A 24,349-nucleotide genomic window follows, 5' to 3' on the forward strand; every position below is an offset into this window, starting at 1 on the left:
GGGACGCCGGGCCGCGGGTCGTCGCACAAGCCGTCCAGGCCGCGTTCGATGAAGCGGCGCCGCCAGGTGCGGACCGTGTCCGGAGTGATCCGCAGTCGGCGGGACACTTCCATGATCGAGTGGCCTTCGGCGCACTCCAGCACGATCCGCGACCTCTGGGCCAGGGCCTGGGCCGTAGTCCGGCGACGTAACCAGCCCTCCAGCACAGCCCGCTGGGCGTCAGTGACCGACAACGGCGGAATCTTCGGACCCGGACGACTCATGCCCGATCAACGACGAATCTCTGACTCAGGTCACTAGATGGTGGCCGGGGGATCGTCTCCTGCCGGGCGGTACACGGTCAGGGCCTCGTCGAGCTTGTCGAGGAGGAGAGCGGGAGGGGCGTCGGTCACCTCGCCGTCGTAGGCCATGCAGGCCTCCTCGGGCAGGCCGGAGATCACCAGACGCTTCGGTGTTGCCGCCGCGTAGAAGGGTGTCCTCGTCAGGCGGCCGACGCATGCTGCCGCCAGAAGGCGGGTGCGGGCGAAGCGGCCGGCATGGGCGACCCGTACGTCGAGCATGCCGTCGGCCAGGTCGTGGCGCCGGACCGGCGCGATGCCGACGCTGCGGTACACGCCGTTTCCTGCGAAGAGCAGCCACAGGGATCGGCGGTGTCCGTTCAGCTCGACCTGGAGGGGGTCCGCCTGGCGCAGAATCCGGGCGACGCCGAGGAGGGCAGCCGGCGGCCCACCGATCCTTGGGGCCCATCGCTCGCGCAGCCGTACCAGTTCCGGGTAGGCGCCGATACTGAAGGTGTTGAGGAAGTAGACCGGCTCGGCATCGCCGTCCGCCGCGCGCAGAGGCCTGATCCGGCCGACGTCGGTACGGACGGCACGGCCCTGCATCACCGCGGTGCAGGCGTCGGCCACCGTGTCGATCCCCAGATCGGCGGCGAAGTGGTTGAACGTGCCGCCGGGGAGCACCATCAGAGGCACGTCTGCCCCGAGCGCGGCCGTCGCGGCTGCGTTCACGGTGCCGTCGCCGCCGCACACTCCCAGCGCACCGCCCCGGTTCGCAGCCTCCCTGGCCGCCTTCGCCAGCACCTTGGGCAAGGGCCCGGCCTCCTCGTCGTAGAACACGACTTCGGCGCGCGGCAGCAGTGCTTTCAACTGCCTGACCGGGGCAGCCAGTTGCGGCTGACTTCCGGAAGACGGGTTGACGACGACGACCAGCCCCTCCCCGTCGGGGAGCGCGGGCACGTCCACCCGCGGCCTGGCCGGCGGCGGCATCTGCGAGCGGGACGGCACCAGGCCGCGCACCGCATAGGCCGCGCCCACCCCGAGGGCAGCACCGGCCAGGACATCGCCTGGATAGTGGACTCCGGTGTAGACACGGGAGAAGGCCACTGATGCGGCCAGCGGAGCCAGTGCGGCGCCCCACCGGGGCGATTCAAGGGCAACCCCCGCCACGAACGCTGCGGCCGAGGCGGCGTGTCCGGAGGGAAAGGAACTGGTGATGGGCTGACGAGGCAGATGCCGCACGACCGGTACGACGTCCAGTATCGGCCTGGGCCGGCCGACGGAGCGTTTGCCGATGGTGTTCACCGTGGCGGACGCCAGCGCCAGTGATGTCATTCCGCGGACAGCGGCCCGGCGGCCCGGCGCCCCGCCGAAGACCCACATCCCGAGGGCGGCTCCGCCCCACAGCAGACCGTGGTTGGCGCTCCGGCTCATCCTCGGTAGCACCGCTTCGGCAGCGGGCCACTCACGCGCCGCCACCTTCTGGAACAGCGACTGGTCGGCGGCGCGCAGGAGACTCCTGATGCGGCGCCGGGTTCGATCACTCATGGCCCCCCTTTACCCCGCCGAGCGCCGCACACCCGTACCGACCGCATGCCGACCGGATCCAGCCCCGCACCGATCACTCTTCCGGGCGGCGGAAACCTGGCTCCCCTCACTGTCCGCTCATCGGGCGAACATCTCTCGCCCTGTCCCGGGAAGCCGATGAGGGACGAGAACGACCGTGGCGGTGACCGAAGGAGGAACAGTGATCGACCCCGATGACGGAGACGTCACGCGCGCTCCACGGCGCCTGGTACTCCGCAACCGTTCCGACGCTGCGGCGAAAGCGCGGCAGGCTGCCCGGCGGTTCGTGCGCCGGCTCGCTCCTCCGGTCGACGACCGGGCCGCCCAGGACGTGGATCTCGTCGTGACGGAACTCGTGACGAACGCGGTGCGGCACGCGCGCGGCGCGACCTGCGTGCTCAGCCTCGACGCACGGCCGGACGCCGTCGAGGTGACCGTCCTCGACTCGGATCCCGAGCCGCCTCGTCCGCGTGCTCCGGACTTCAGCGGACGGCGGGGCGGCTTCGGCTGGCCCATGATCCGCCGTCTGGCCGGAAAGGTCACCGTGGTGCTGGTCCCCAACGGAAAGGCGATCTGTGCCCTGGTTCCCCGGTGACACGCGCCGTCGACCAGGCACTCCGCCATTTCGAGGCATGGCCCACAGTCGACTTGAGGCGGTCTCGGGGTATCCGGATCCCAGAAGGGCCCCGGGCGTCACTTGTCATTTGACAATAATGACCCTAGGGCAAGAAAGTAGCCGTGTCGTGCTGCACGGGGAAGGGTGTGGAATGTTCCGGTGGGCGGACACTCCGGTGGCGCGGCCTGGTGGTCAGGCAGTCTGGTCGTCCGCGCGCTGGGCCTTGTCCTGTATCTGCAACGCCGCCGCGCCGCAGAACGCCTCCAGCCCCTCCAGCAGTGCCATGCGCTTGCTCGAGGGCATGAGTGCCAGCACGGCCTGCAACTCCTGTTCCCGGCGTGCGCGCAGGTCTTCGAGGAAGGCGCGGCCCCGGCTGCTGAGGTGCAGTCGCACTTCGCGCCGGTCGGCCGGGCTGACCACGCGCTCGACGAAGCCGGCCGCGACCAGTCGGTCGCACAGCCGGCTCGTGGACGGCGGCGTGGAGGAGAGGGTGTCACAGAGCGTGCGCAGGTTGATACCGTCCTGGTGCTCCAGGGTGAGCAGCACCCGCATCTGGGACGCGGACGCCGGGGCGGTCGACGCCCTGCCCCACAGGACTTCCAGCAACTCTCCGGCCGTCGCGGTCACACGGGCGACCTCGACGGGTTCCGGGCGGGGGCGGAAAGCAGCCACTGTCACACTCTCGCAGGCACTGGGACGGCCGCCAGCCTACTAGGCGCTCGCAGCGGCCAGAGATGTTTCGGACGTCCTGGACGGCTTGGACGGCTTGGCGCGGCTGAATTGTGCGGCCTCGTCGTGTGAACGGGGTCGGTAAGTGTCCGCCGAATGATTGGTGTGTTTACCATCGTGAACAGATTTGTGACCGCCGAGCGCGCCCTGCGCACGGCGGCGCCCCACGAGTTGTTCGACGCTGTCCGTCGTGTGCTGATCGAGCATTACGCGGCTGCGTCCGTGGAGCTCTTCATGGCCGACTACAGCCTGACCGTGCTCCAGCCGGTGTCGGCGCTGCCGCACACCACGGAGGCGGTGTCCGTGCACACCAGCGTGGTGGGACGGGCTTTCGGGGCTCAGGAACCGGTCGTCGAGTCCGCCCTCGGCGGCCGTGTGCGCGTGCACCTCCCGGTCAGCGTGCGCGGGGACCGGCTGGGTGTGCTGTCCGTGACGCTGCCGGACGACGGCGGGGTGCACGGCCTCCTGGGCGAACTCGCGGACATCGCCGAGGTGCTCGGCCACGAGGTGGTCGTGGCCGAGCGGGACACCGACGTCTATCTCCAGGCGCGGCGCAAGGACCGGCTCACCCTGGCCGCGGAGATGCAGTGGCAGCTGCTGCCCGGCCGTTCCTGCTCGCGCTCCGAGTACGAGCTGGGTGCGCAGCTGGAGCCGGCGTACGCGATCTTCGGTGACAACTTCGACTGGTCCGCCACGGCCGACCACCTGATGCTCTACGTCACCAATGGCATGGGGGAGGGCATAGAGGCCTCCCTGCTGACCAACCTGGCCATCAACGCCCTGCGCAACGCCCGGCGCGCCGGGATCGCCATCCACGACCAGGCCGCACTGGCCGACCAGGCGGTCTATGCCCACTACCAGGGCCGCTGCTACCTGTCGATGCTGATGTTCGACTTCGACCTCGCGACAGGGCACGCCAAGGTGGTCGACGCCGGCTCCCCGCAGATGCTGCGGCTGCGTGACGGCGCGGTCGAGCGCGTCACCTTCGACGCCCAGCTTCCGCTGGGCATGTTCGAGGAGACCGACTACGTCGCGCAGGAGTTCCGGGTCGAGCCCGGGGACCGGCTGGTCTTCGTCAGCGACGGGGTGCACGCGGTGGCCGACTCCCGGGGCGAGGCGTACGGCGACGTCGCGCTCGCCCGGGCGATCCAGGCCACCCGACTGCTGCCGGCCGCCGAGGTGCCGCGCGCCATCCTGCGGGAGCTGACCGGCCACCGCGGCCGGCCCGCGCCCGACGACGATGCCCTCGTGGTATGCCTCGACTGGCGTGGACGCTGACCGTACCGGGGGCGCGCAAGTTCCTTCTCGATATGTGTCGATCGTGTGTAGTTTGCACCACGCCCTCGGCGCTAACGTTTGTCATGAGGCAATAATCGCCTCTTGTGGATGGCCGCCCGGCGGCCGCTGATCCTGTACAGAGGAGACGATGTAGGTGTCGGAGCAAGAGGCGGTCGCGTCGACGGCGCGCCGGCTGGGGACCTTCCTGGAGCGCCGCCGGGAGCAGATCGCTCAGCGCTGGGCCGATGCCGCGCTCTTCCGGACGGTCTTCACCGTCTCGCGCGACGAAGCCGTGGACGCGTGCAAGGCCGTCGTGGACGCGCTCTCCGAAGTGGCGTCGGCCGGGAGGCTGGAGGACATCGAGGCACCGGGATTCGAGACCGTGCGCGAGCAGCTCGGGCGTATGTCCGGCTCCCGGACGCGCACGGGATCGAGCCCCGCGCAGATCGCGGACGAGGTCGCCGCGCTGCGGGCGCCGGTCGTCGATCTGCTGCGGGCCGAGTTCGCCGACCCGTCCGCTCCGGAGGCGGCGGAGAGCCTGCTGGCGCTGACCGCGCTGATGGGCACCCTGCGTCTGGTGGTGATGCAGACGGCGCTCAGCGCGGGGGAGGAGCTGATCGCGCGGCAGCGGCAGCAACTGCTCGAAGTGGCCACCCCGGTGATCAATCTCTGGGAGGGCGTCGTCGCCGTGCCGCTGATCGGCACCCTGGACAGCGCCCGCAGCCAGGTGGTCATGGAGGCCCTGCTGGAGGGCATCGTCGGCCAGCGCGCCCGCTACGCCATCCTCGACATCACCGGTGTGCCCACGGTCGACTCGCTCGTCGCCCAGCACCTGATGAAGACGGTCGCCGCCGCCCGGCTGATGGGTGCCGAATGCATCGTCTCCGGCATCCGTCCGGCCATCGCGCAGACCATCGTGCAGCTCGGCATCGATCTGGGTTCCGTTCTCACCCGCGCCTCGCTCGCCGACGCCCTCGCCTACGCCCTGGGCCAGCAGGGCATCGAAGTGTCCCCGCGTGCGAGCCTGACGTGACCGGTCGTCGCCCGGAGTACGCCGCCGCGGTGCCCGTCCTGGCCCTGGGGGAGACCCTGCTGGTCACCCTCCAGGGCGAGCTGCACGACAGCCTGGCCGAGCAGCTCCAGCACGACATCACCCAACGCATCGCCGACAGCGGCGCGACCGGTGTGGTCATCGACATCTCCGGCGTGGAGATCGTCGATTCCTTCCTGGGACGTGTCCTCGCCGAGATCGCGGCCAGTGCCCGTCTGCTGGCGGTTCGTACCGTCCTGGCCGGTATGCGACCGGCCGTGGCGATCACCCTGGTCGAGCTGGGCCTCACCCTGCCCGGCCTGGCCACCGCCCTCGATGTCGAACGAGCCCTGGAAATGCTCCGGCAGCCGCCGAGCACTCTGGGCGGACGCGAGAGGGGGACGTGATGCCGACGTCCGACCCTGACACGGTGACGACCCTGCCGATCGGCTCGGACGCGGACCTCGCCTGGGTACGTCAGCAGGTACGCCAGTCCGCGGCCGAACTCGGCTTCGGCCTGGTGATGCAGACGAAACTGGTCACCGCGGCCAGCGAACTGGCCCGTAACACCCTGATCCACGGCGGTGGCGGGCAGGTGCAGATCATTCCGCTCACCCGGGGCACGACGCGCGGGCTGCGGCTGTCCTTCGTCGACAACGGTCCCGGGATCCGTGATGTCGAGCTGGCCATGACGGACGGATACACCACGGGCGGCGGCCTGGGGCTCGGCCTCAGCGGCGCCAAACGCCTCATGGACGAGTTCGAGATCGACACCGGTCCCGGCCGGGGCACCACCGTCACCGTCATCGCCTGGACAGCGGGCGTGCCCGCGGCTCGCTCGGGGTTGCGATGACGCGCGTCTGGGACATCCCGGTGCACGACTCCACCCGCGTACGGGACGTCCGGGTGGCGGCCGAGGCGGCCGGCACGCATGCCCGCCTCGACCCGCACCGCATCGCGGTCGCCGCCCTGGTCGCCACCGAGCTGGCGACCAACCTGCTCAAACACGCCGGCGGCGGGCGGATCGTGATCGACCTGGTCGACTGCCCCCGACAGGACGCCCGTACCCCGGCGGTGCAGCTCACCGCCCTCGACCACGGCCCCGGCATCCCCGATGTCGACGCGGCCATGCGCGACGGCTACACCACCAGCAAGGCGTCGCTCGGTGCCGGTCTGGGCACATGCATGCGCATATCCAGCACCTTCGACCTGTACAGCACCCACCGGGGCACCGTCGCCGTGGCCCGCATCGACCAGAGCACCGGACGGGAGAAGAACCGGCCGGTCCTCCGGACGGGAGGAATCAACGTCCCGCTCGCCCAGGCCGAGCACTCGGGAGACGCCTGGTGCTGGAGCCGATCGGGTCCCCGGCTGACCCTGATGCTCGCCGACGGCCTCGGCCACGGCGCCAAGGCGGCGGAAGCCTCCAGCGCGGCGGTCGACGAGCTGCACCGCGCCGCACACCTTCCCCCCGCCGAGATCCTGCGCCAACTGCACCCTGCCCTGCGGCGCACCCGCGGCGCGGCCGTCGCCGTCGCCCAGCTGAACACGGACAGTGCGGAACTCGCCTTCGCCGGAGTCGGCAACATCGGCGCCCGGCTGTACGCCAGCGGCTCATGGGAGCACCTTGTCTCCCACCCCGGCATCGTAGGCGCCCACTTCCCGGCGACCGTGCCCGTGCAGCGCCGGTCCTGGCAGCCGGGCAGTCTGCTCGTCCTGCACAGCGACGGACTGCCCAGCAGGTGGGTGCCGCCCGACGACCCCGGTCTCCTCACCCACGACCCGGCGGTGGTCGCTGCGACCATCCTGCGGGATGCCAACAGCCCCGCCAGTCCCGTACGCGACGACACCAGTGTGGCCGTCCTGGCCTTCGACCCTGCGGACCGGCACCCATGATCACGCCAGACGTTCGGAAGATCACCTCCGCCACGGAAGCCGCCCGTGCCCGGACCTTCGCGGCGCTCCTCACCACCGCCCTGGGCGCGCCCGAGGTCGAGCGGGCCCGTTTCCTCACCGAGCTCACGGCGCGGCTGCGCCAGTGTCTCGGTCAGGGCGGTGCGGAACTCACCCTCACCGTCCGGGAGGCCGGCCCCGGCCGCGCCGGGCAGGTCCAGGCCGTCGTACGACCCACCCCGCCGACGCGCGAGCAGATGCCGCCATGGCGGCTCACGCTCGCCTGCCCAGGTCCCCCCTCACACGAGTTGCCCGTCCCGGCGGCGCTGGACGACGCCGACCCCGCCGAGGTCGTCCTCGCGGCGGACGAGGAGACCGCGGCGGTCCTGAACCGGCTCGACGAGACCGAGAAGCTGCTCGTCCTGCACCGGGAGGAACTGCACCAGACCAACCAGGGCGTGCTGGCCCTGCACGCCGAGCTGGACGCGGCCGCGCTCACCCAGCGCACACTCCTCGACGCCGAGCGGGCCGCGCGGGCCGAGGCGGAGAAGGCACGGCGCCTGCTGACCTTCCTGGGCGACGCGAGCGCGGCGGTGACCGCGTCCCTGGACCACAGGGACATCCTGCGGCGCCTTCCCGAGCTGCTGGTTCCCGAGTACGCGAGCCACGTCGACGTGTGGATCTTCGACGACGAACAGGCGGACAGGAACCGTGCTCACTCGGCCGCCGCGGTGGCCGCTGCCCGTACCGATCGCCCGCAGCACGCGGCACCCTATCCGGGAGGACTCTCGGGTATCGACGACCTCCCGCCCTCGGCGATGAACCCCACCGGGTCGGTGCTGAGCATTCCCCTCACCGTGCGCCGGACGCTGGGTGTGCTGACCCTCATCCCCCACGGCGACCGCTTCGACCCGGACACCGGCGTCATGCTGCTGGAACTGGCCCGCCGTACCGCCATCGCCCTGGACCACGCCCTGCGCTACGAACAGCACCGGGACACCGCCGAGGCACTCCAACGCGCCCAGCTCACCGACCTGCCCACCACCGACAGCCTGCGCCTGGCCGCTCGCTACCTGCCCGCCACCCGCGGACTCAACATCGGCGGAGACTGGTACGACGCCTTTCCCCAGCCCGACGGCAGCCTGCTGACGGTCATAGGAGACGTCACCGGACACGGCCTGCACGCCGCCGTCATGATGGGCGAGCTGCGCACCGCCCTGCGCGCCTACGCCGTCGAAAACGACAGCCCCGCGCAGATCCTCAGCCGCCTGCACCGCATGCTCCACCACCAGCAGCCGAACCTGTACGCGACCGCCATGATCGCCCGTTTCCGCCCGGGTGATCCGCACGTCGTGTGGTCCGCCGCCGGACATCCGCCGGCCGTGGTCCGCGTGCCCGACGGCGGCGTGCGCGTCCTGGACACCAAACCGGGCGTCATGCTGGGGGTCCCCCTGCCCTTCGAGTACGAGGACCACACCGCCGAACTGCCACCCGGCTCGACGCTCGTCCTGTACACCGACGGCCTGGTGGAGCGGCGTGCCCACGGAATCGACCCTGGGATCGAGTTGCTCAGCCAGACCCTGGCCGCCTTGGACGAGCCCGAACTGGAAGATCTCGAAACCTGCGCCGAGTCGCTGCTCAAGCCGCTGCTCCACGACTCCGAACGCGACGACGACGTCTGTCTCCTGCTGTGCCGCACCACCACGCCGGAGGTCCTGCCCGAGCGCTCGGGAACGGGCCCTCGCCGCGATAGCGTGGAGGCCACAAGGGGAGAGGGTGGACGCCGTGAATGCCTCTGAACCGTTCCCGTCCGCGGAGAGCCTGCTGCGGGCCGTCCCGCCTCACGCGCTCGTCGCCACCGCCGCCTCGTTGCTGGCCGAGCGCTTCGGTGCCCGGGACGTCACCCTCCTCCTGGCCGACTACGGCCTGGCAGTCCTGCAACCGGTCACGCACCTGCCGCACACGGGCGAACCGGTCTCCGCGTACGAGGGTCCGGCCGGCACCGCGTTCACCAGTCAGAAGCCGGTGGTCGAGGTCATTGCCGACACGACGACGGAGCGGGTTCACCTGCCCATCACCGTCCGCGGTGACCGGCTCGGCGTCCTGACCGTCCGGGTACCCGCCACCGCCGCGGACCCGGCCACGGTGCTCAGACTCGGTGAGTTCGCCACGGCCCTCGGCCACGAGGTGGTCACGGCCGGCCGGGACACCGACCTGTACCTTCAGGCCCGCCGTACCCGCCGTCTCACCCTCGCCGCCGAGATGCAGTGGCAGCTTCTGCCGGGGCGCGGCTGCGCCCGCCGGGAGTACACCATCGGCGCCCATCTGGAGCCGGCCTATGCCGTCGGCGGTGACAACTTCGACTGGAGCACCAGCGCCGACCACCTCACCCTCACCGTCACCGACGGCATGGGTCAGGGCATCGAGGCCTCGCTGCTCACCAGCCTCGCCGTCGGCGCCCTGCGCAACGCCCGCCGCGCCGGCCTCGGCCTCGCCGACCAAGCCGCCCTGGCGGACCAGGCCGTATTCGCCCAGTACGGCGGCAAGGCATATGCCTCGACGCTTCTGCTGCGCTTCGACCTGGACTCCGGGACCGTGCGCGCGGTCGACGCCGGCTCACCGCAGCTGTACCGCCTGGGCGCCACGGGCATCGATCTGATAGAGCTGGAAGCACAGCTCCCGCTGGGGATGTTCGAGGAGACCCCGTACGAGGAGCAGACCTTTCAGGTGCAGCCAGGGGACCGCCTGGTCGTCATCAGCACCGGCGTCCACAGCACCCGCTCGGCCACCGGAGACGTCTTCGGGGAACGCGCCCTGCGCCAGATCCTGAGCGCGACACGTCAGACCACGCCGCACGAGACGGCGCGCGCGGTGGTCGCCGGGCTGATCGAGCACTTCGGCAGCAAGGACCTCACCTCCGACGCGTCGGTCGTCTGCCTCGACTGGACGGGCAGGAACACCGACGCGGCGTGGCTCACCCCCGAAGCCACCTGACCCCTTTCCGTCACTGGGCGTCCGGCGGCTCTTCCGGCAGGGGCCGCGCTCGCCTCTGAGCGGCGAGAAAGGCCCTCATACCGCGGCTCAGCGCCGACCGCTCCGCCGGCTCCATGGCCGTCAGTGCGACCGTCAGCGCCTGGGCCCGCCGCTCCGCCACGTCCTCCAGGACCCGGCGTCCCTGCGCGGTGAGGCTCAGCCGCACCTCGCGGCGCTTCTCCGGATGCAGCGCGCGTTCCAGCATCCCCGCCGCCTCCAGCCGGTCACAGAGCCGACTGGCCGTGGGAAGCCCTATATCAAGCCGTTCGGCCAGGGTCGTGAGGTTCAGCCCCGGTGCCGTCTGAAGGGTCCGCAGCGCCCGCAGCTGGTGCAAGGACAGACGAAGGGCCGCCTCCTGCGCGGTCAGCGACCACAGGTTCGTGAGACTCTCCACGGCATCGGCGATCTCCAGCGCGACAGCGTCCGGGCCAGCGCCCGCTCCCTCCACACGGTCGCCGCCGGGGTCGTCGAGACGGGTCACGAACACATCGCTTTCAGTGAGATCCGCATACTGTGAGGACAATTCTCATTCAATCGCTGTACCCGAAGAAGTGAGGCGCAAGCAGTCTGCTGCGGCGCTGGACGTCGTCCGGACGCCGGCTGATGCGAATGTTCCGAGGCGATCTGGGACGTACATGTTCCTGTGGTGAAGTATTTGCAACCAAACCTCGGGTGAAGTCGGTGGAAATGGGGACATGGAGGCTGCATATCACTACTCCCTGAGGAGCGTGTGCCCATGTCGACGGGAACGCTTCTGGCGATCATCATTCCGATCGTGGTGGTGATCGCTCTGGCCGCTGTGGCGGTCTCACTGCTGATGCGACGCCGTCACCTCCGTGAGCGCTTCGGCCCGGAGTACGAACGGACGGTCGAGGGATCCGACAGCCGGCTCGCCGCCGAGCGTGAGCTCCGGGAGCGCGAGAGGCGACACGACTCGCTGGAGATCAAACCGCTGCCTCCCGTCTCACGGGACCGCTACACGCGGGAGTGGAGCAGCGTCCAGGAGGAGTTCGTCGACCGGCCGGAGGATGCGGTGCACGACGCCGACCGGCTGGTGACCTCCCTCATGCACGAGCGCGGATACCCCACCGAGGGGTTCGAGCAACAGATGAAGGACCTGTCGGTGGAGCACGGCGCCACGCTGGAGCACTACCGGGCCGCGCACGAGGTGGAGGACCTCTCCACCCGCAGGCAGGCGACGACCGAGCAGTTGCGGGGTGCCATGGTGCACTACCGCGCCCTGTTCGACGAGTTGCTCTCCGACGGCGGCGGCCGGGCGGGATCCGCCCGGGCCTGACCGCGATCACACCCCGCAGAGGAACGCCATGCAGAGAAACGAGGATGCGGACCGCATCACCGGCGGTCTGTCCACCGAGGACCTCGCCCAGACGACCGACACCGGCCTGGGCGCCGAGCCGGAGGAGACCTCCGGGCGCGCCCCTGTCTATCCGGGTGAGAGCACCGGCACGCCGAGCGAGGGCGGCACGTCCGTCACCGGCGGAGCCGATGCCGAGGGCGCGGAGTCCGAGGCGCCGCAGGCGGGCGCGTCGGACGACGAGGCCCCGCAGGCCACGGGCGCGTCGGACGACGAGACTCCGCAACTTCTGACGGACGGCGACGAGCGAGCCTTCCGCGACCGCTGGCAGACGATCCAGAACAGGTTCGTGGACGACCCCCGCGAGGCCGTGCACGACGCCGACACCCTCGTCGCGGACGTCATGCAGACCCTGGCCTCCACCTTCGCCCAGCACAAGAAGGACCTGGAAGGACAGTGGAGCCAGGGCGAGCAGGTGGACACGGAGGAGCTCCGGGGAGCGCTGCGGCGCTACCGCTCCTTCTTCAACCGCCTGCTCAGCACCTGAGCCCGTGACCGCCCCGGGCCGGAGAACAGGCCACGGCGCCCCCTTCGGCCCGGGCCGCCATGGGCTCGTTCTTCAAGACGCAGTGCCCGCCACCCGGTGACCTGGCCGGTGGCTCAGCGGCCCAGCAGGGCGTCGATCTCGCTCAGTTCGCCGGCGGTCAGCGGGGGCCGGCCGAGGGCAGCGGCGTTCTCCTCGACCTGTGCGACGGTGCGGAAGCCGGGGATGGGCACCGTGTGCGGACTGCGCGCCCAGATCCATGCCAGGGCGCCCTGGACCAAGGAGCGTCCGCCCGAGGTCAGGATCTCGCGCACAGCGTCACGCCGCTTGAGCCATTCGCCGGCCGGGGCGCCGTCGGCGAAGTACCGCATCCACGGCGGTGCCTCGTCGCCCCGTACGTCGTCCTGGCCGAGTCGGGTGCCACTGGTGTACTTCTCGCTGAGCAGCCCCATGGCCAGCGGACTGCGGTTGATGCTGGCCCAGTTGTGCTCGGCGACCAGGCGCAGCATGTCCGGCGCGTCGTTCAGCACGTTCAACTCGTGCTGGACGGCGGCGAAATGGGGACCGGCCAGCGCGGTGGGCAGGGTCGGATCGTCGGTGCTCCACCCGTAGTGGCGGATCTTGCCCGCCGCGACCAGGGCCTCCAGCGCGCCCTGCATCTCCTGCGCCTGCTCGGCGGAGGCGCCGCCCAGATGCCACTGGTAGAGGTCGATGCGGTCGGTGCCGAGCCGGGTCAACGACGCCTCGACAGCGCGCCGGACATGAGCCGGGCTCGGGTCTTCGCCCGTGATCCGGCGGCTGCCCTCGTCGAAGACGTTGCCCCACTTGGTGGCGATCAGCACATCGTCGCGGTGACCGGCCAGGGCCGCGCCCAGGATGCGCTCACTGTGCCCGGTGCCGTAGACGTCGGAGGTGTCGAAGAAGCGGATGCCCAGGTCCACGGCCCGGCGCACCGCCCGGGTGGACTCCGCGTCGTCGACCTTGCCCCAGCCGGCCGGGGTGTCACCGGCCCGGAATGGGCCGCCGATGGCCCAGCACCCCATGCCCAGGGGGGGAATGGCGGTGTCACCGATGAGGCGGTGCGCTTGCGTCATCTTGGCTCCAGACACGTGGGAAGGGCCCTGGTACCGGGGCAGCGTAGAAGAACCTTGGACGGGCTGCCGGACGGATCCGTGGGCAGAGAAGGATGGCCGGTGGGACGGGTACGACACAGTACGGGGAAGTACGCCGCGCGGGGACCGTTACCGGCCACGGCCGGTTGCGGAGAGGGGGCCGGCCGGCAGCCCCGGGTGCGGCGCCCGAGGCCACCCGAGGGCTCCCGGTAGCGCCTCGGCCCCCGGCTCGACCATCCGGGAGGTGACGTAGGCGGTCAGCCACTCACTGAACTCCGTCCCCAACTCCGAATGATCGCAGGCCAGTTGTACCACCGAGCGCAGGTAGTCAAGGCGGTCGCCGGTGTCGTAGCGGCGGCCGGAGAAGACCACGCCGTGCACGGAGCCGCCGGCCGCCAGCGTCTCCAGGGCGTCCGTCAGCTGGATCTCGCCGCCGTGCCCGGGGCCCAGCCTCTCCAGTACACCGAAGACCTCGGGCTGGAGCACATAGCGGCCGATGACCGCGTAGTTGCTGGGCTGGGCGCCGGGCGGCGGCTTCTCCACCAGGCCAGTCACGCGCACCACGTCGCCGCCGTCGGCCCCGGCGATCCGGGCGCAGCCGTACAGGTGCGTCTGGGCGGGATCGACCTCCATGAGGGCGATGACGCTGCCCCCCATGGCCTGCCGCACGTCGAGCATCCGGCGCAGCAGGGCATCCCGGGGGTCGATGAGGTCGTCGCCGAGGAGGACCGCGAAGGGCTCGTCACCGATGTGGGAGCGGGCGCAGAGCACGGCGTGGCCCAGGCCGCGGGGCACCTTCTGCCGGACGTAGTGCAGGGTGCCGAGTTCGCTGCTGGCGCGGACCTTGGCGAGTTTGTCACGGTCACCGCGCTGCGCGAGGACGGACTCGAGTTCGAAGTTGTGGTCGAAGTGGTCCTCCAGGGAGTGCTTGTTGCGGCCGGTGATCATCAGCACGTCGGAGAGGCCCGCCGCGGCGGCCTCCTCGACGACGTACTGGATGGCCGGCTTGTCGACGACCGGCAGCATCTCCTTCGGAGTGGACTTGGTCATCGGCAGGAACCGGGTTCCGAGGCCGGCGGCGGGGACGACGGCCTTGGTGACGGGGGGATGCGCGAACATGCGTACCTCTCTCATGGGGGAGCAGGCGGCAAGGAGGGAGAGATGTGCCCGGCTCAGACTTCGGAGGGGGCCGAGGGCGCCAGGTCCGCGGTGCGCCCAGGGCCGCCCGGGGCCGGACGCGGCCCGCGGCGCGCCAGCAGCGCCGCGGCGGCGAGTCCGGCGAGCGAACCGGAGACCTCGGCGAGGGTGCACGCCAGCCGGCTGACGACGACGGCCGTCACGGTCTGCTGGGTGGTCAGGACGGGAGCGAGCGCCAGGGTCAGCACGACCTCGCGGACCCCGGCGCCGTCCGGGACCACCAGCACGAGCATCCCGGCTGCGGAGGCCAGGGCGAAGCCGCCCACGCACAGCAGTACGGTGTGGGCGTCCAGCGGGCCGCTCAAGACGGCCACGATCAGCGCCAGATGCAGCCCGCCGACCGCCCAGGACACCACCTGCACGAGGATCGACCGGCGCAGCAGCCGCTCCGCGAACGGGGCCTGTGGCGGTGGCCTGCGCAGCACCCGGGCGATCGCCCCGGCCAGCATCAGCACCAGCCGGGGCCGGTGCAACAGCACGCCGAACAGCGCGAGCCCGAGGACGAGCACGACGGCGGAGTGGTCCATGACGGCCGGTGCCGCGGCGATGCCCACCACGCCCGCGGTCAGCAGCACCAGCGCCGAGTTCAGCGCGTACGCGGCGATCATGCGGGCCGCGGGCACACCGCTGGCCCGCCCGGTGTGGACGCTGGCCAGACCGCTCCAGAACGGGCCGGGGAGGTACTTGCCCAGCATCGCGGCGCCGTAGATCCGCATCGTGGGCCCGGCGCCGAGCGGATGCCCCAGACCGCTGAGCAGACTGCGCCAGGCCGTCATGCCGAGGGTCAGCCCGGCCAGGTCGAGCACGGCGGCGCCGGCGAGCACGGCGGGAGCGTCGCCGCGGGCCAGGAAGTCGGCGACCCCGTCGGTGGAGTCGCCCAGCGCCCGGTACATGCCGTAACCCGCGGCGACCACGAACGCGGTCGTGACGACAGCCCGCAGGGCCCGGCGGCGGGACAGTGAGGTCATCCGGTCTCACCGCCCAGGCCGGCCGGTTCCGGCCGGCGGCGTGCCGTCGGGGTTCCGAAGTCGGTGAAGACCATCCGCACGACGCCCCAGAGCGCCCCCAGACCGATGGTCATGTTGACGAGCAGATGGCACAGCAGGAAGAACGGCAGGAAACCGGAACCGCGGTGGCGGCGCACCACGCCGAGCAGTCCGGGATCGGAGAAGACGAAGCCGGTCAGTGCTGCGAGCGGCGCCAGCGTCCACCAGGAACCCGCGGCGACCAGCGGCAACGTGACCAGGGTGAGCATCGCCGTTGCGACACCGCCGGTGGTGTTGACCCGGAGCGCGCCCTTCTTGCGGCGGTGCGCGGCGCCGAACGGCACCAGGAACTGCGAGCGTCGGAAGGACTCGCGCAGCATGCGGCCCATCCTCGACTCCTCGTCGTGCCAGGCAACGATCCGGTCGGTCAGCAGGATGCGGTACTTGGCGGAGAGCCGGTCGCTGTACTCCACGTCCTCCGCGTCGCGCAGGGTGGTGTCGAAGCCGCCGACCTCGTCGAAGACCCGTCGCGGCATCGCGGTGGCGACGAAGATGACGGTGGATGTCTCGCCCAGCGCCTTGGTGCGCCAGTGGTGGGCGTGCAGGGTGCGATACCACTCGACGGGGCCGTCGTCGATGAGCGGTTCGGGGGCGAAAACGCCGTGCACACAGCCGAGTCCGGGGTCCTCGGTGAGGAGGCGCACGGCCTCCTTGACGGCGTTCGGCGCGATGGTCTCGTCGGAGTCGAGGAAGAACAGGATGTCGCCGCTGCTGGCCGCCACGGCGGCGTTGCGGGCGGCGGACACCCCGCCGTTGGGGTTGAGGTGCAGCACGGTGCAGGGGAACTCGGCGGCGATTTCCCGCGAGGCGTCGGTGCTGTTGTCGTCGGCCACGATCACCTCGTGCAGAGGATATTCCTGATCGAAGACGGACTTCAGACAGAGCCGCAGTGTCCTGGCGTAGTTGTAGTTGGGGATGACGACCGAGACGGTGGGTTGCACGAGGCCGGGCCTTTCGGTTCAGCGGTCCACGAGTCGCGGGACGGCGGCCGGACAGGGGCCGCCGTCCGGCCGGGCCGTCAGACGGTGAACGACATGATCTGCGCCCGGTGGTCGGAGATCCCGTCCATCGGGTCGATGCGGTAGTGGTCGGCCGCGATGGAGCCGCTGAGGAAGGCCCAGTCGAGCCGCCACAGGTGGCCCCAGGAGGCCGGATAGAGGCTGCCCCCGGCGTCGGCGGCGTCCCGCATCATGCCGCGCAGGGTGTGCAGGTCCCCCATGGCCGGACTGGTGTTGAAGTCACCGGCCACCACCGTGGGCAGGGAGTTGGTGCGCAGGTCGTCGGCCAGGCCCTCGAACTGGGCCTTCCGCGCACGTTCGTTGGCGTGCATCATCCGGTACAGTCGGCTGCCCAGCGGGCTGACGCCGATGTTGATCTGGACCGGGACGTGCACGTTGTACAGGGACACGGTGTGTCCGCCGACCCGGACGTCGGTGCGCAGCACCTTCTCTTCGGCGAACCTGGTCTGCCACGGCCAGCGCCCGTGCTCCACGCCGGCGCCGGGCCCGATGCTGTGCGCGGACACCACGGGTAGCCGGGAGAGGGTGACCAGCTCGCCGCGGACGATGATGTGGTAGCCGGGGAAGTAGCTCCGCAGTTGGGCGAGTTCGTCGATGGGATCGGACGTCGCCCCGTTGTCGTGCGAGGTGATGTACTCCTGGAGGAGGTAGACGTCCGCCTTCCGCTCCCGGATGGTGCGGTAGAACACCGCCCGGCCGGTGCCGCTGCCCCAGAGCCGGGTGTTCCAGGAGACGACCCGCAGATCGGGGGTGCCGGACGGGGAGTCGTGGACGAGCACGCCCCACTGCACCCCGCAGGAGTTCCAGCTGAGGACGAGCGCGGCGACGGCGCCGGCCACGATCGTCCAGGTGACCCGGTGCGGGGGCGCGGTCCGCCGCAGCCGGCCGGCGAGGGCGGCCGCCACCAGCAGCAACGGTACGGCCGCGTACACCAGCGGCGGCGCCAGATCCGGGAGGAGCATCAGCCACCAGCGACCCGACAGCGCCAAGTGGATCAGGGCCACGGCCAGCCAGAGCCAGGTCGCCGCCCACAGCCACCGCACTCGGCCGAGCCGCCGGGCGGCACGCCGGAACGGCCCGGGGCGGTCGGTGTCGGACGGCCGCTGCGGGCCGGCGGAGAGGCGGTCGGCGGCGGTCGGGCCGCGGCCGGTGGTGAGGTACTCGGTCACGGCAGGAGCACCCCACCGGTCTCGTCCTTCGCCCCGCGCCGCGGTGCCGGTACGCCCGGTGCCGGGCCGGCGGTGTCGGCGCGTGGCTCACGCTCGTAGAGCCGGCGGAACCCCGGGGAGATCAGCCAGTGCACCGCGCCGAAGAGGACGGCGGTGGCCACGGTGACGTTGAAGACCAGCAGCACGCCGAAGAACGGGGGCAGGAACAGCAGGCCCTTGCGCCGCGCGACGAAGGCGTACATGCCCAGGTCGCAGAGGACGACCGCGGTGAACGCCGCGGCAGGCAGCAGCCAGCCGAGCGGCCCCAGCAGGAGCGGTGCGCACAGCAGCAGGACGGCGGCCAGGCCGAACAGCGCGGCCCAGGACCGTGCCATGGTCTCGAACCCCTCGGCGTGCCGCTTGCGCTGGGCGTACAGCGGCACCCGCAACCGGCCCCGCACGAACATCTTGCGGATCAGGGCGAACAGTTCGTGGTCGTCGTCGTGCGCGCCGCGCATGCGGTTGGTCAGTCGTATCTCGTAGCGTTGGGACAGCCGCTCGCCGAAGTCGACCTCCTCGGTCTGCCGCAGCTGCGGGTTGAAGCCGCCGATCTCGTGAAAGATCTCGGCGCGCATCGCGCAGATGGCGGAGATGAGGAAGCTGACCGAACCCTCGGAGTCGTAGCGCCAGTAGTAGGCCTGGAGGCAGCGGGCCTCCTCCACCAGGCTGTCGCGGATGAGCGGTTCGGGTTCGTACATGCCGCAGACGGCGCCCAGCTCCGGGTCGGCCAGCAGCTGCTTTACGGCCTCGGTGATCGCGCCCTGGGCGAGGGCGACGTCGGAGTCGAGGAACATCAGGATCTCGCCGGAGGCGTGCTCGACACCGAGGTTGCGGGCGACGGCGGAGCCGCCGTTGGCCGGCGTGCTCAGCACGGTGATGCCGGGCATCGCCCGGGCGGTGGCCAGGGAGTCGTCGGTGCTGCAGTCGTCGACGACGATGATCTCCTTGTTCGGATAGTCCTGCTCGAGCGCGGAGCGGATGGAAAGACCCAGGGTGCGGCTGTAGTTGTAGTTCGGGATGATCACTGACACCAGCGGTGTGCCGGACATGGCGGTGCCTTCCTCGGAAGCGGTGGTCGGTGCGGGGCGGACGGCCTGAAGACGTCAGGCCGGGCCGGGCAGGAGCACGATCAGTACGGCCCACAGCAGTCCCACGGCCATCAGCACCCGGTCGCTGAGCAGCAGCCGGACCGGGTCGCCGCCACCGCCGTGGACGAGGACGACCTGGAGGTAGCGGAACAGCGCGAAGACCGCGCAGGGCACCGTCACCAGGATCAGGGCGATCGCGGCCGGGTGGGACGGCGGGACGAACAGATGGACGACGTAGATCATCACCGACAGGCTGGCGCTGACCACCACCATGTAGTCGAGCAGTTGGGTCGTGTAGCCGGTCAGCGCCGGGCGGTGCGCGCTGCCGCTCTCGCTCAGTTCGCGTCGGCGCTTGCCCAGGGCGAGCACCAGGCAGAGCGTGAAGACGCACATCAGCAGCCAGGCGGACGGCGTCAGGCCCGGTGCCAGGTAACCCTCGGCGCCGCGCAGCACGAACCCGCCGGCGAGCGCGAACACGTCGACGATCGGCAGGTGCTTGAGGCGGAAGCTGTAGGCGACGTTGAGGGCGACATAGACAGGCACTGGCCAGAACCGGTCCACGCCGCCGAGCAGCACCCCGGCGACCTGCACGGCGGCCAGCACACCGAGCGTCACCCAGGCGGACCCGGCGCTCAACTCGCCGGCGGCGAGCGGTCGGTGGCGCTTGACGGGGTGCAGCCGGTCGCGTTCGCGGTCCACCAGGTCATTGAGTACGTACACGCTCACCGAGGCGGTGATGAACAGGGCGACGGCGACGCCCACGGCACGCAGCGCCGACGGGGTCACCGGTCCGGTGAGCAGCACCGGCAGGGCGACGACGAAGATGTTCTTCACCCAGTGCTTGGGCCGGGCGAGCGCGACGAAGGCGCGTACCGGTCCCCGCCGGTACGGCAGAGGATCAGGTGGCAGCAGATGCGGCGCGGGCGGCGCGGACACGGCGCCCGGCGGCGGGCCGACGGCGAGCTGCGAGGGTGCGGCACCCTCGGTGGGGGAGGGGCGGGGGGCGGAATCCGCAACGGACATGGCTCTCCTAGAAGTGGGAGGCGCGTCGTGAACGGTGGTCCGGGAGTAAGGAGGCGTCACCGGGCGCGGCGGCGGAGGGAACCCGCGGCGGATGGGCGCCATCAGAACAGCGCCTTGCCGAGGGAGAGGGCGCCCTGCTTCCAGGGCGCACGGCTGGTCCGCCCGGTCGGGGCGCCGTGGCTGCGGGCGTGCTCGCGCCGCCACCAGTCGAAGGTACGCAGCAGCGCCTCGCGGTTGGAGTACCGGGGACGGAAGCCGAGCACCTCGGCCGCGCGCTCGGTGGAGACGTAACTGTCCACCTGGAGCTTCTGGAGCAGCCTGCCGTAAACGGGGGACAGCCCCGTCCGGCTGAGCACCTTGAGCACGGCCACGGCGGGTGCGGTGGGGAGGGCGACCACGCGCTTGCCGTGGCCCGCCGCGTCGAGCACGGACTGGAAGTCCTGGCGCAGCGTGCGGAACTCGGTGGCGGCGATGTTGAACGCCGTGTTGACAGCGTTGTCGTCCGGATGGGCCGCCGCGGCGACGACCGCGTCGACCAGGTCGTCCACGTCGAGCATCTGGGAGCGCACGTCACCACCGCCCAGCATGGGGAAGTTGTGGCCCTCGTGCGCCCATTCGAAGAGCATGGCGAACAGGCCGAGCCTGCCCGGTCCGACGAAGGTCTTGGCGCGCAACGCCGGTATCACCATGCCGGCCGCGCGGAACTCGGCCACGACCTCCTCCGCCGCGGCCTTGGAGCGGCTGTACGGGTCACAGGGCCTCGGGGGGTGCACCTCCGGCGTCGGCACGGTCCTGGGCACGCCGTACACGGCGGCGGAGGACAGGTGGATGACGCGGGGCACGTCCGCGTCCCGGCACCCGGTGAGCAGGGTGCGGGCGCCGTCCACGTTGATGGAGCGGATCTCGTGCTCGGCGTACGTGGGCAACGCGGTCGCGCTGTGCACGACCAGATCGGCTCCCCGTACCGCCTTCCCGACGGCGGCGGGGTCGCGGATGTCGCCCTCGATCCACTCCACGTCCGGGTGGGCGGCGGCGGGCGGGAGCAGGTCCAGGCCGACAACCTGACGGCCGTCCCGGGCGAAGCGGTCGACCAGGGCGGTGCCGAGCATCCCGGCTGCCCCGGTCACGACGACGCGGCTCACCGCGCGCCGGCCCGGCCGGTGCGGGCGGTGGACAGGTGCCTGACGGTCCGAGGCGTTCGCCGTCGGCTTCGAACCGGGATGGGGGAACCATGCAAGCGGGACATGCAACACCTCTTCGCGGGAGTGTGTCGTACGGCGGGGAGCGGCAGTCCGTGGGAGCCTCGCGCAGGCACGGCCTCGTTGCCGTGGGGAGGGTGCTCCTCGCGCCTGCCGCGCAGGAGAGGGCGGACGTCGCAGCGGGGGTCTGCCCGCGCCGACCGGCTGGGTCCTGCCCGGGGCGGCGGCGCCCGCATCGTTGCGGGGGGCCCGGGGCGGAGGGTCCGCGGGTCACGTCCATGTCGCGCTGTTCACTGGTCGGTGTGCCGGTCAGTCGCCGGTGGCGCTGACGGCGCCGGTACGGAGCGCGGCACGGGCGCTCCGGGCGCGGGCGGCGCGGACTACCGGTCGGTGGCCGGTGCGGTACCGGGCCGGGGGCTGCCTCCCGGTCGGCCACCCCAGGCGGTGTCGTGTGAGGCAGAGAATTCGCTCTGCGGACGACAGGGAACACACATTGTGGAGACCCTTTGATCGGCTGATGTCCTACAGATCATCGTTTCCGGCTCAAGTGAATGTACAGTGATCCTGGCTGCATCTTGATGCATGCAGCAAATGCCCTCACGGAAGGCGAAAAGTGTCGACACCAGATTCTGAGGACGGGAAACTGGAGCGCATCCAGGCGCAGGTATACGAGCGGGCCCGACGGAGAGGCGGCGTTGACGTGCGGGACGCGGCTCAGGAACTCGGAATTCCGGTGAAGGAGGCGGAGGAAGTACTGAAAAATTTACGTTCCCTTCATCTATTGCGTGCCGTCGGCGGTGCGGACGTTCCCGCCGAGCCCCCGGACGAGCGGATGGAGGCGGTGCCCGCCGAGCTGGCCTTCGGGCTGCTCACCGGCGACTTGGAGCACTCGCTGCGGGAGGCCCTGGACTGCCTCGGGTCGGCGCGTCGGGGTGTGGCCGGCCTGCGGGCGGTGTTCCAGACGCTCACCCTGGAGGGCGGGAACGGCGACGGACCGCTGCGCATCCCGGACGTCGGCACGGTCAACGAGCTGATCGAGGAGGCCGCTTCAGCCTGTGTGGAGGAGGTGCTGACCTGCCAGCCCGGCGGTGGGCGGCCGGCGCACCTGCTGGAGGAGGCGATCGACCGCGACCTGGCGATGCTGGGCCGGGGCGTACGCATGAAGGTGCTCTACCAGCACGCGGCGCGGCGGGACCGGCCCACCCAGGCGTATGTGGAGAAGGCGGTGAGCCACGGGGCGCAGGTGCGCACCCTGGCAGACCTGCCGCCGCGTTTCATCGCCTTCGACCGCTCCGTCGCCTTCCTGGCGGACGAGGAGGCGGCGGAGGGTGCGACCGTTGTGACCCAGCCTTCGACCGTGCGTTTCCTCTGCCGTGTGTTCGACATGACGTGGACCCACGGAACACCTTTCCCGTCGAATGCGGAAAACGGCGCTCTGGCCGAGGGTGTTCAGCGGTCGATTGTCAGGATGCTGGCTGACGGTATGCGTGACGACATGATCGCGCGGCGCCTCGCGATATCAGTGCGCACCTGCCGCAAGCACATATCAGAGATCATGCAGCGATTTGATTCCGAGACGCGTTTCCAGGCCGGTTTCGCGATCCGTGAATTCGTGGACGCGGAAGCCCTTGAAGCGCCGTCGGAATAGGGGTGCGGTCGGCATTCCGAATCATGGGAGCGCTCCCATATGACATCATAGCGCAACGGCACGGTCGTTGGCCACCCTGAACTCGGCACCGGGGCGCACGGGCCGGTCGCAGACGGGTCGTGGACCACACGCCCGTCGCCCCGGCGCGGGTGACTGCCGTGCGTTCGCACCCCGCCGGTCGACCGACGGCCCCCTGGCGCTCGTGCCCCTCAGGGGCCGCATGGCCAGCTGCACGGTGTTCGGGCGGAATCGGCTCTGCCGCCTACGGTCTGTCCGCCGGCCGAGGGCCTTTGGGCGAGCACGAGGACGGTGACGGTCCCAAGCCGGGTGCAGCAGTCCGGGTCCGTGAGCCAGAACCTCAAGCGGAGCCTGTGACCCTCGCTCGGTCAGAGGCGACTGGATCGATTCTGCTTACGACGTTTGGGTGAAGCGGTGCATCTGCGCCGCTGTGGTGGAAAAGACGGATAGCGTCCATCGTTCATCCGGAAGGTCGTCATGAAACGCACCCGCCTCGTAGGTCTGGCCGTCGTGACGGCCCTCGGCGTCGGCGCAGGAGTCGCCGCTGTCGTTCCACTGGCGTCTGGCCAGGCAAGCGCTCAGGGGGCCGCCGTAACGCACGTGGTCACAGGAGGGGCACGGCTGGGGCCTGGGCAGACCGGTTTCGCCCAGACCGGTGAGTGCCCGCCCGGGGAACTGGTTACCGGGGGCGGCAGTTTCGTCTCATCGAGCACCGGCAACGCGGACAGCACCTTCGTCCTGAGCCGCAGTAGCCCTCGGTTCCCCCGTGATGGTCTGCCCCTGCAGTGGTCGGTCGCGGGCAGGAACACCGGTAACTTCCCGGTGGACATCACTGTCTTCGGCCTGTGCTCCGAAAGTATCCTCGGCGCTGCGGTCAAGGGGTCGAGTGCGAGCCTGCCGCCGGTCCCGCCCGGGAAGTCACCTGGCACACACTGACCGCGGAGGCATCGTGTGGCCATGCGCACACTGCAACGGGATCACCTGATGATGAGGTTCTGTCCGGCGGATCATGTGGACTCCCCTCGTGTCAACGCACCCTTCCGCGCGGTTTCAGCGGTACTTCCGGCAGCTTCGGTGCGCGCAGTGGGGCCCCGTCGTAACCCTTCACCGCGCCGAAGCGGACGCCGTTCATCCAGTCCTCCCGCGCCCGTTCGATCTCCTCCTGGGAGCGGGCCACGAAGTTCCACCACATATCGCACTACGCCGCTGTTTCCGCAGGTCAAAGACCTGCGCGACTGCTCCTGGTCAGCAAAAGGTCAGCATCAGGTGCGAGGAGTCGATCGGGCGTGGCGCAGGATTCGTTGGTTCGGGGGATGGGCTCGTTCTTCAAGGAGTGCGAGCATCCGCGGTCTCGGTGGTCGAAGTGCCCCCACCCTTAGACGTCATTTCAGTTGGCGTGATCTTGCGGCAGTCGGGGGTGATGACTGCTGCGCTTGTCGAGCGGATGGCGCCGGAAGAACTGTGGACGTTGTTCCAGCGGGTGGTACCGCCGGCGCCGGTCCGGCCTCA

23 protein-coding genes and 2 pseudogenes are annotated in these 24,349 nt (G+C 70.7%); 12 read left to right on the forward strand and 13 right to left on the reverse strand.

The window, feature by feature from the left end:
- Both ACFVIU_RS38500 and ACFVIU_RS38505 read right to left on the reverse strand, forming a co-directional pair.
- Positions 1-233 (reverse strand): helix-turn-helix domain-containing protein (locus ACFVIU_RS38500; protein WP_385848407.1); only part of this gene is annotated, 233 nt, incomplete at its 3' end.
- Positions 234-296: 63 nt separating this feature from the next.
- On the reverse strand, positions 297-1,826 hold the full coding sequence (locus ACFVIU_RS38505; RefSeq protein ID WP_385848409.1) for a bifunctional phosphatase PAP2/diacylglycerol kinase family protein: 1,530 nt from the start codon (positions 1,824-1,826) through the stop codon (positions 297-299).
- 199 nt (positions 1,827-2,025) lie between these two features.
- Between ACFVIU_RS38505 and ACFVIU_RS38510 the strand changes: the two genes are divergently transcribed.
- Positions 2,026-2,439 carry an ATP-binding protein gene (locus ACFVIU_RS38510; RefSeq protein ID WP_385848410.1) on the forward strand — a complete coding sequence of 138 codons (414 nt, stop codon included), beginning with the start codon at positions 2,026-2,028 and terminating at the stop codon, positions 2,437-2,439.
- A 213-nt stretch (positions 2,440-2,652) separates the two neighbouring features.
- Here the strand turns inward: ACFVIU_RS38510 and ACFVIU_RS38515 are convergent, their stop codons facing one another.
- Positions 2,653-3,087: a MarR family winged helix-turn-helix transcriptional regulator gene (locus ACFVIU_RS38515; RefSeq protein WP_385848411.1), complete on the reverse strand. Its 435-nt coding sequence runs from the start codon at positions 3,085-3,087 to the stop codon at positions 2,653-2,655.
- A gap of 219 nt (positions 3,088-3,306) precedes the next feature.
- Here ACFVIU_RS38515 and ACFVIU_RS38520 point away from each other — a divergent pair, with 219 nt between their 5' ends.
- The 7 genes from ACFVIU_RS38520 to ACFVIU_RS38550 all read left to right on the forward strand — a co-directional run bounded on the left by ACFVIU_RS38520 (position 3,307) and on the right by ACFVIU_RS38550 (position 10,384).
- Positions 3,307-4,467 carry a PP2C family protein-serine/threonine phosphatase gene (locus tag ACFVIU_RS38520; protein WP_385848413.1) on the forward strand — a complete coding sequence of 387 codons (1,161 nt, stop codon included), beginning with the start codon at positions 3,307-3,309 and terminating at the stop codon, positions 4,465-4,467.
- A gap of 154 nt (positions 4,468-4,621) precedes the next feature.
- A complete protein-coding gene (locus tag ACFVIU_RS38525) occupies positions 4,622-5,500 on the forward strand; it encodes an STAS domain-containing protein (protein WP_385848415.1) in 879 nt (292 codons plus the stop codon).
- Entirely contained in the window at positions 5,497-5,904 is a 408-nt protein-coding gene (locus ACFVIU_RS38530) for an STAS domain-containing protein (RefSeq protein WP_385848416.1), read from the forward strand. The genes ACFVIU_RS38525 and ACFVIU_RS38530 overlap by 4 nt, the downstream gene beginning before the upstream one ends.
- On the forward strand, positions 5,904-6,350 hold the full coding sequence (locus ACFVIU_RS38535) for an ATP-binding protein (protein ID WP_385848418.1): 447 nt from the start codon (positions 5,904-5,906) through the stop codon (positions 6,348-6,350). Before ACFVIU_RS38530 ends, ACFVIU_RS38535 begins: the two co-directional genes overlap by 1 nt.
- Positions 6,347-7,393, forward strand: a complete 1,047-nt coding sequence (locus ACFVIU_RS38540) for an ATP-binding SpoIIE family protein phosphatase (protein ID WP_385848420.1) — start codon at positions 6,347-6,349, stop codon at positions 7,391-7,393. Before ACFVIU_RS38535 ends, ACFVIU_RS38540 begins: the two co-directional genes overlap by 4 nt.
- Complete coding sequence (locus ACFVIU_RS38545) at positions 7,390-9,189, forward strand: PP2C family protein-serine/threonine phosphatase (RefSeq protein WP_385848422.1); 1,800 nt, start codon at positions 7,390-7,392, stop codon at positions 9,187-9,189. Before ACFVIU_RS38540 ends, ACFVIU_RS38545 begins: the two co-directional genes overlap by 4 nt.
- Positions 9,167-10,384 (forward strand): PP2C family protein-serine/threonine phosphatase, encoded by a 1,218-nt coding sequence (locus ACFVIU_RS38550; RefSeq protein ID WP_385848423.1) that lies wholly within the window; start codon positions 9,167-9,169, stop codon positions 10,382-10,384. Before ACFVIU_RS38545 ends, ACFVIU_RS38550 begins: the two co-directional genes overlap by 23 nt.
- 10 nt (positions 10,385-10,394) lie before the next feature.
- Here ACFVIU_RS38550 and ACFVIU_RS38555 read toward each other — a convergent pair whose 3' ends face one another.
- Positions 10,395-10,904 (reverse strand): MarR family winged helix-turn-helix transcriptional regulator, encoded by a 510-nt coding sequence (locus ACFVIU_RS38555; RefSeq protein WP_385848425.1) that lies wholly within the window; start codon positions 10,902-10,904, stop codon positions 10,395-10,397.
- A 255-nt stretch (positions 10,905-11,159) separates the two neighbouring features.
- Between ACFVIU_RS38555 and ACFVIU_RS38560 the strand changes: the two genes are divergently transcribed.
- Positions 11,160-11,720, forward strand: a complete 561-nt coding sequence (locus ACFVIU_RS38560; RefSeq protein ID WP_385848427.1) for a hypothetical protein — start codon at positions 11,160-11,162, stop codon at positions 11,718-11,720.
- Between the two features lie 28 nt (positions 11,721-11,748).
- A complete protein-coding gene (locus ACFVIU_RS38565; protein ID WP_385848429.1) occupies positions 11,749-12,285 on the forward strand; it encodes a hypothetical protein in 537 nt (178 codons plus the stop codon).
- Positions 12,286-12,398: 113 nt separating this feature from the next.
- Here the strand turns inward: ACFVIU_RS38565 and ACFVIU_RS38570 are convergent, their stop codons facing one another.
- From ACFVIU_RS38570 to ACFVIU_RS38605, 8 genes are all read right to left on the reverse strand, one after another.
- Positions 12,399-13,376 (reverse strand): aldo/keto reductase, encoded by a 978-nt coding sequence (locus tag ACFVIU_RS38570; protein WP_385848430.1) that lies wholly within the window; start codon positions 13,374-13,376, stop codon positions 12,399-12,401.
- A 147-nt stretch (positions 13,377-13,523) separates the two neighbouring features.
- Positions 13,524-14,513 (reverse strand): UTP--glucose-1-phosphate uridylyltransferase, encoded by a 990-nt coding sequence (locus tag ACFVIU_RS38575; protein ID WP_385848432.1) that lies wholly within the window; start codon positions 14,511-14,513, stop codon positions 13,524-13,526.
- A gap of 53 nt (positions 14,514-14,566) precedes the next feature.
- Complete coding sequence (locus tag ACFVIU_RS38580) at positions 14,567-15,559, reverse strand: hypothetical protein (protein WP_385848434.1); 993 nt, start codon at positions 15,557-15,559, stop codon at positions 14,567-14,569.
- Positions 15,556-16,578 carry a glycosyltransferase family 2 protein gene (locus tag ACFVIU_RS38585; RefSeq protein ID WP_385848435.1) on the reverse strand — a complete coding sequence of 341 codons (1,023 nt, stop codon included), beginning with the start codon at positions 16,576-16,578 and terminating at the stop codon, positions 15,556-15,558. Before ACFVIU_RS38585 ends, ACFVIU_RS38580 begins: the two co-directional genes overlap by 4 nt.
- A gap of 77 nt (positions 16,579-16,655) precedes the next feature.
- Positions 16,656-17,825, reverse strand: coding sequence for an endonuclease/exonuclease/phosphatase family protein (locus ACFVIU_RS38590; RefSeq protein WP_385848437.1), 1,170 nt, complete (start codon positions 17,823-17,825; stop codon positions 16,656-16,658).
- Entirely contained in the window at positions 17,822-18,913 is a 1,092-nt protein-coding gene (locus ACFVIU_RS38595; RefSeq protein WP_385848438.1) for a glycosyltransferase, read from the reverse strand. The genes ACFVIU_RS38590 and ACFVIU_RS38595 overlap by 4 nt, the downstream gene beginning before the upstream one ends.
- Positions 18,914-18,967: 54 nt before the next feature.
- The gene (locus ACFVIU_RS38600; RefSeq protein WP_385848440.1) at positions 18,968-19,975 is read right to left on the reverse strand and encodes a UbiA prenyltransferase family protein; all 1,008 of its coding nucleotides are present in this window, start codon (positions 19,973-19,975) and stop codon (positions 18,968-18,970) included.
- Between the two features lie 101 nt (positions 19,976-20,076).
- Positions 20,077-21,102 carry an NAD-dependent epimerase/dehydratase family protein gene (locus ACFVIU_RS38605; RefSeq protein ID WP_385848442.1) on the reverse strand — a complete coding sequence of 342 codons (1,026 nt, stop codon included), beginning with the start codon at positions 21,100-21,102 and terminating at the stop codon, positions 20,077-20,079.
- Positions 21,103-21,874: 772 nt separating this feature from the next.
- Here ACFVIU_RS38605 and ACFVIU_RS38610 point away from each other — a divergent pair.
- The gene (locus tag ACFVIU_RS38610) at positions 21,875-22,822 is read left to right on the forward strand and encodes a LuxR C-terminal-related transcriptional regulator (protein ID WP_385848443.1); all 948 of its coding nucleotides are present in this window, start codon (positions 21,875-21,877) and stop codon (positions 22,820-22,822) included.
- A 1,045-nt stretch (positions 22,823-23,867) separates the two neighbouring features.
- Here the strand turns inward: ACFVIU_RS38610 and ACFVIU_RS38615 are convergent.
- A pseudogene (locus tag ACFVIU_RS38615) lies at positions 23,868-24,032 on the reverse strand (pirin-like C-terminal cupin domain-containing protein); the annotation flags it as partial.
- Between the two features lie 228 nt (positions 24,033-24,260).
- On the opposite strand from ACFVIU_RS38615, the pseudogene ACFVIU_RS38620 reads away from it, so the two are divergent.
- Positions 24,261-24,349: pseudogene (locus tag ACFVIU_RS38620) on the forward strand (IS5/IS1182 family transposase); the annotation flags it as partial.

The sequence above is a fragment of the Streptomyces sp. NPDC127190 genome (genome assembly GCF_042672505.1).
In the GTDB taxonomy this organism is placed as follows: Bacteria; Actinomycetota; Actinomycetes; order Streptomycetales; family Streptomycetaceae; genus Streptomyces.

What these genes read in the sequence shown, in the direction of transcription:
- ACFVIU_RS38505 (WP_385848409.1), bottom strand. Translation starts at nt 1,826, where the DNA reads ATGAGTGATCGAACCCGGCGCCGCATCAGGAGTCTCCTGCGCGCCGCC.
- ACFVIU_RS38535 (WP_385848418.1), top strand. Translation starts at nt 5,904, where the DNA reads ATGCCGACGTCCGACCCTGACACGGTGACGACCCTGCCGATCGGCTCG.
- ACFVIU_RS38540 (WP_385848420.1), top strand. Translation starts at nt 6,347, where the DNA reads ATGACGCGCGTCTGGGACATCCCGGTGCACGACTCCACCCGCGTACGG.
- ACFVIU_RS38545 (WP_385848422.1), top strand. Translation starts at nt 7,390, where the DNA reads ATGATCACGCCAGACGTTCGGAAGATCACCTCCGCCACGGAAGCCGCC.
- ACFVIU_RS38560 (WP_385848427.1), top strand. Translation starts at nt 11,160, where the DNA reads ATGTCGACGGGAACGCTTCTGGCGATCATCATTCCGATCGTGGTGGTG.
- ACFVIU_RS38565 (WP_385848429.1), top strand. Translation starts at nt 11,749, where the DNA reads ATGCAGAGAAACGAGGATGCGGACCGCATCACCGGCGGTCTGTCCACC.
- ACFVIU_RS38570 (WP_385848430.1), bottom strand. Translation starts at nt 13,376, where the DNA reads ATGACGCAAGCGCACCGCCTCATCGGTGACACCGCCATTCCCCCCCTG.
- ACFVIU_RS38575 (WP_385848432.1), bottom strand. Translation starts at nt 14,513, where the DNA reads ATGTTCGCGCATCCCCCCGTCACCAAGGCCGTCGTCCCCGCCGCCGGC.
- ACFVIU_RS38580 (WP_385848434.1), bottom strand. Translation starts at nt 15,559, where the DNA reads ATGACCTCACTGTCCCGCCGCCGGGCCCTGCGGGCTGTCGTCACGACC.
- ACFVIU_RS38595 (WP_385848438.1), bottom strand. Translation starts at nt 18,913, where the DNA reads ATGTCCGGCACACCGCTGGTGTCAGTGATCATCCCGAACTACAACTAC.
- ACFVIU_RS38600 (WP_385848440.1), bottom strand. Translation starts at nt 19,975, where the DNA reads ATGTCCGTTGCGGATTCCGCCCCCCGCCCCTCCCCCACCGAGGGTGCC.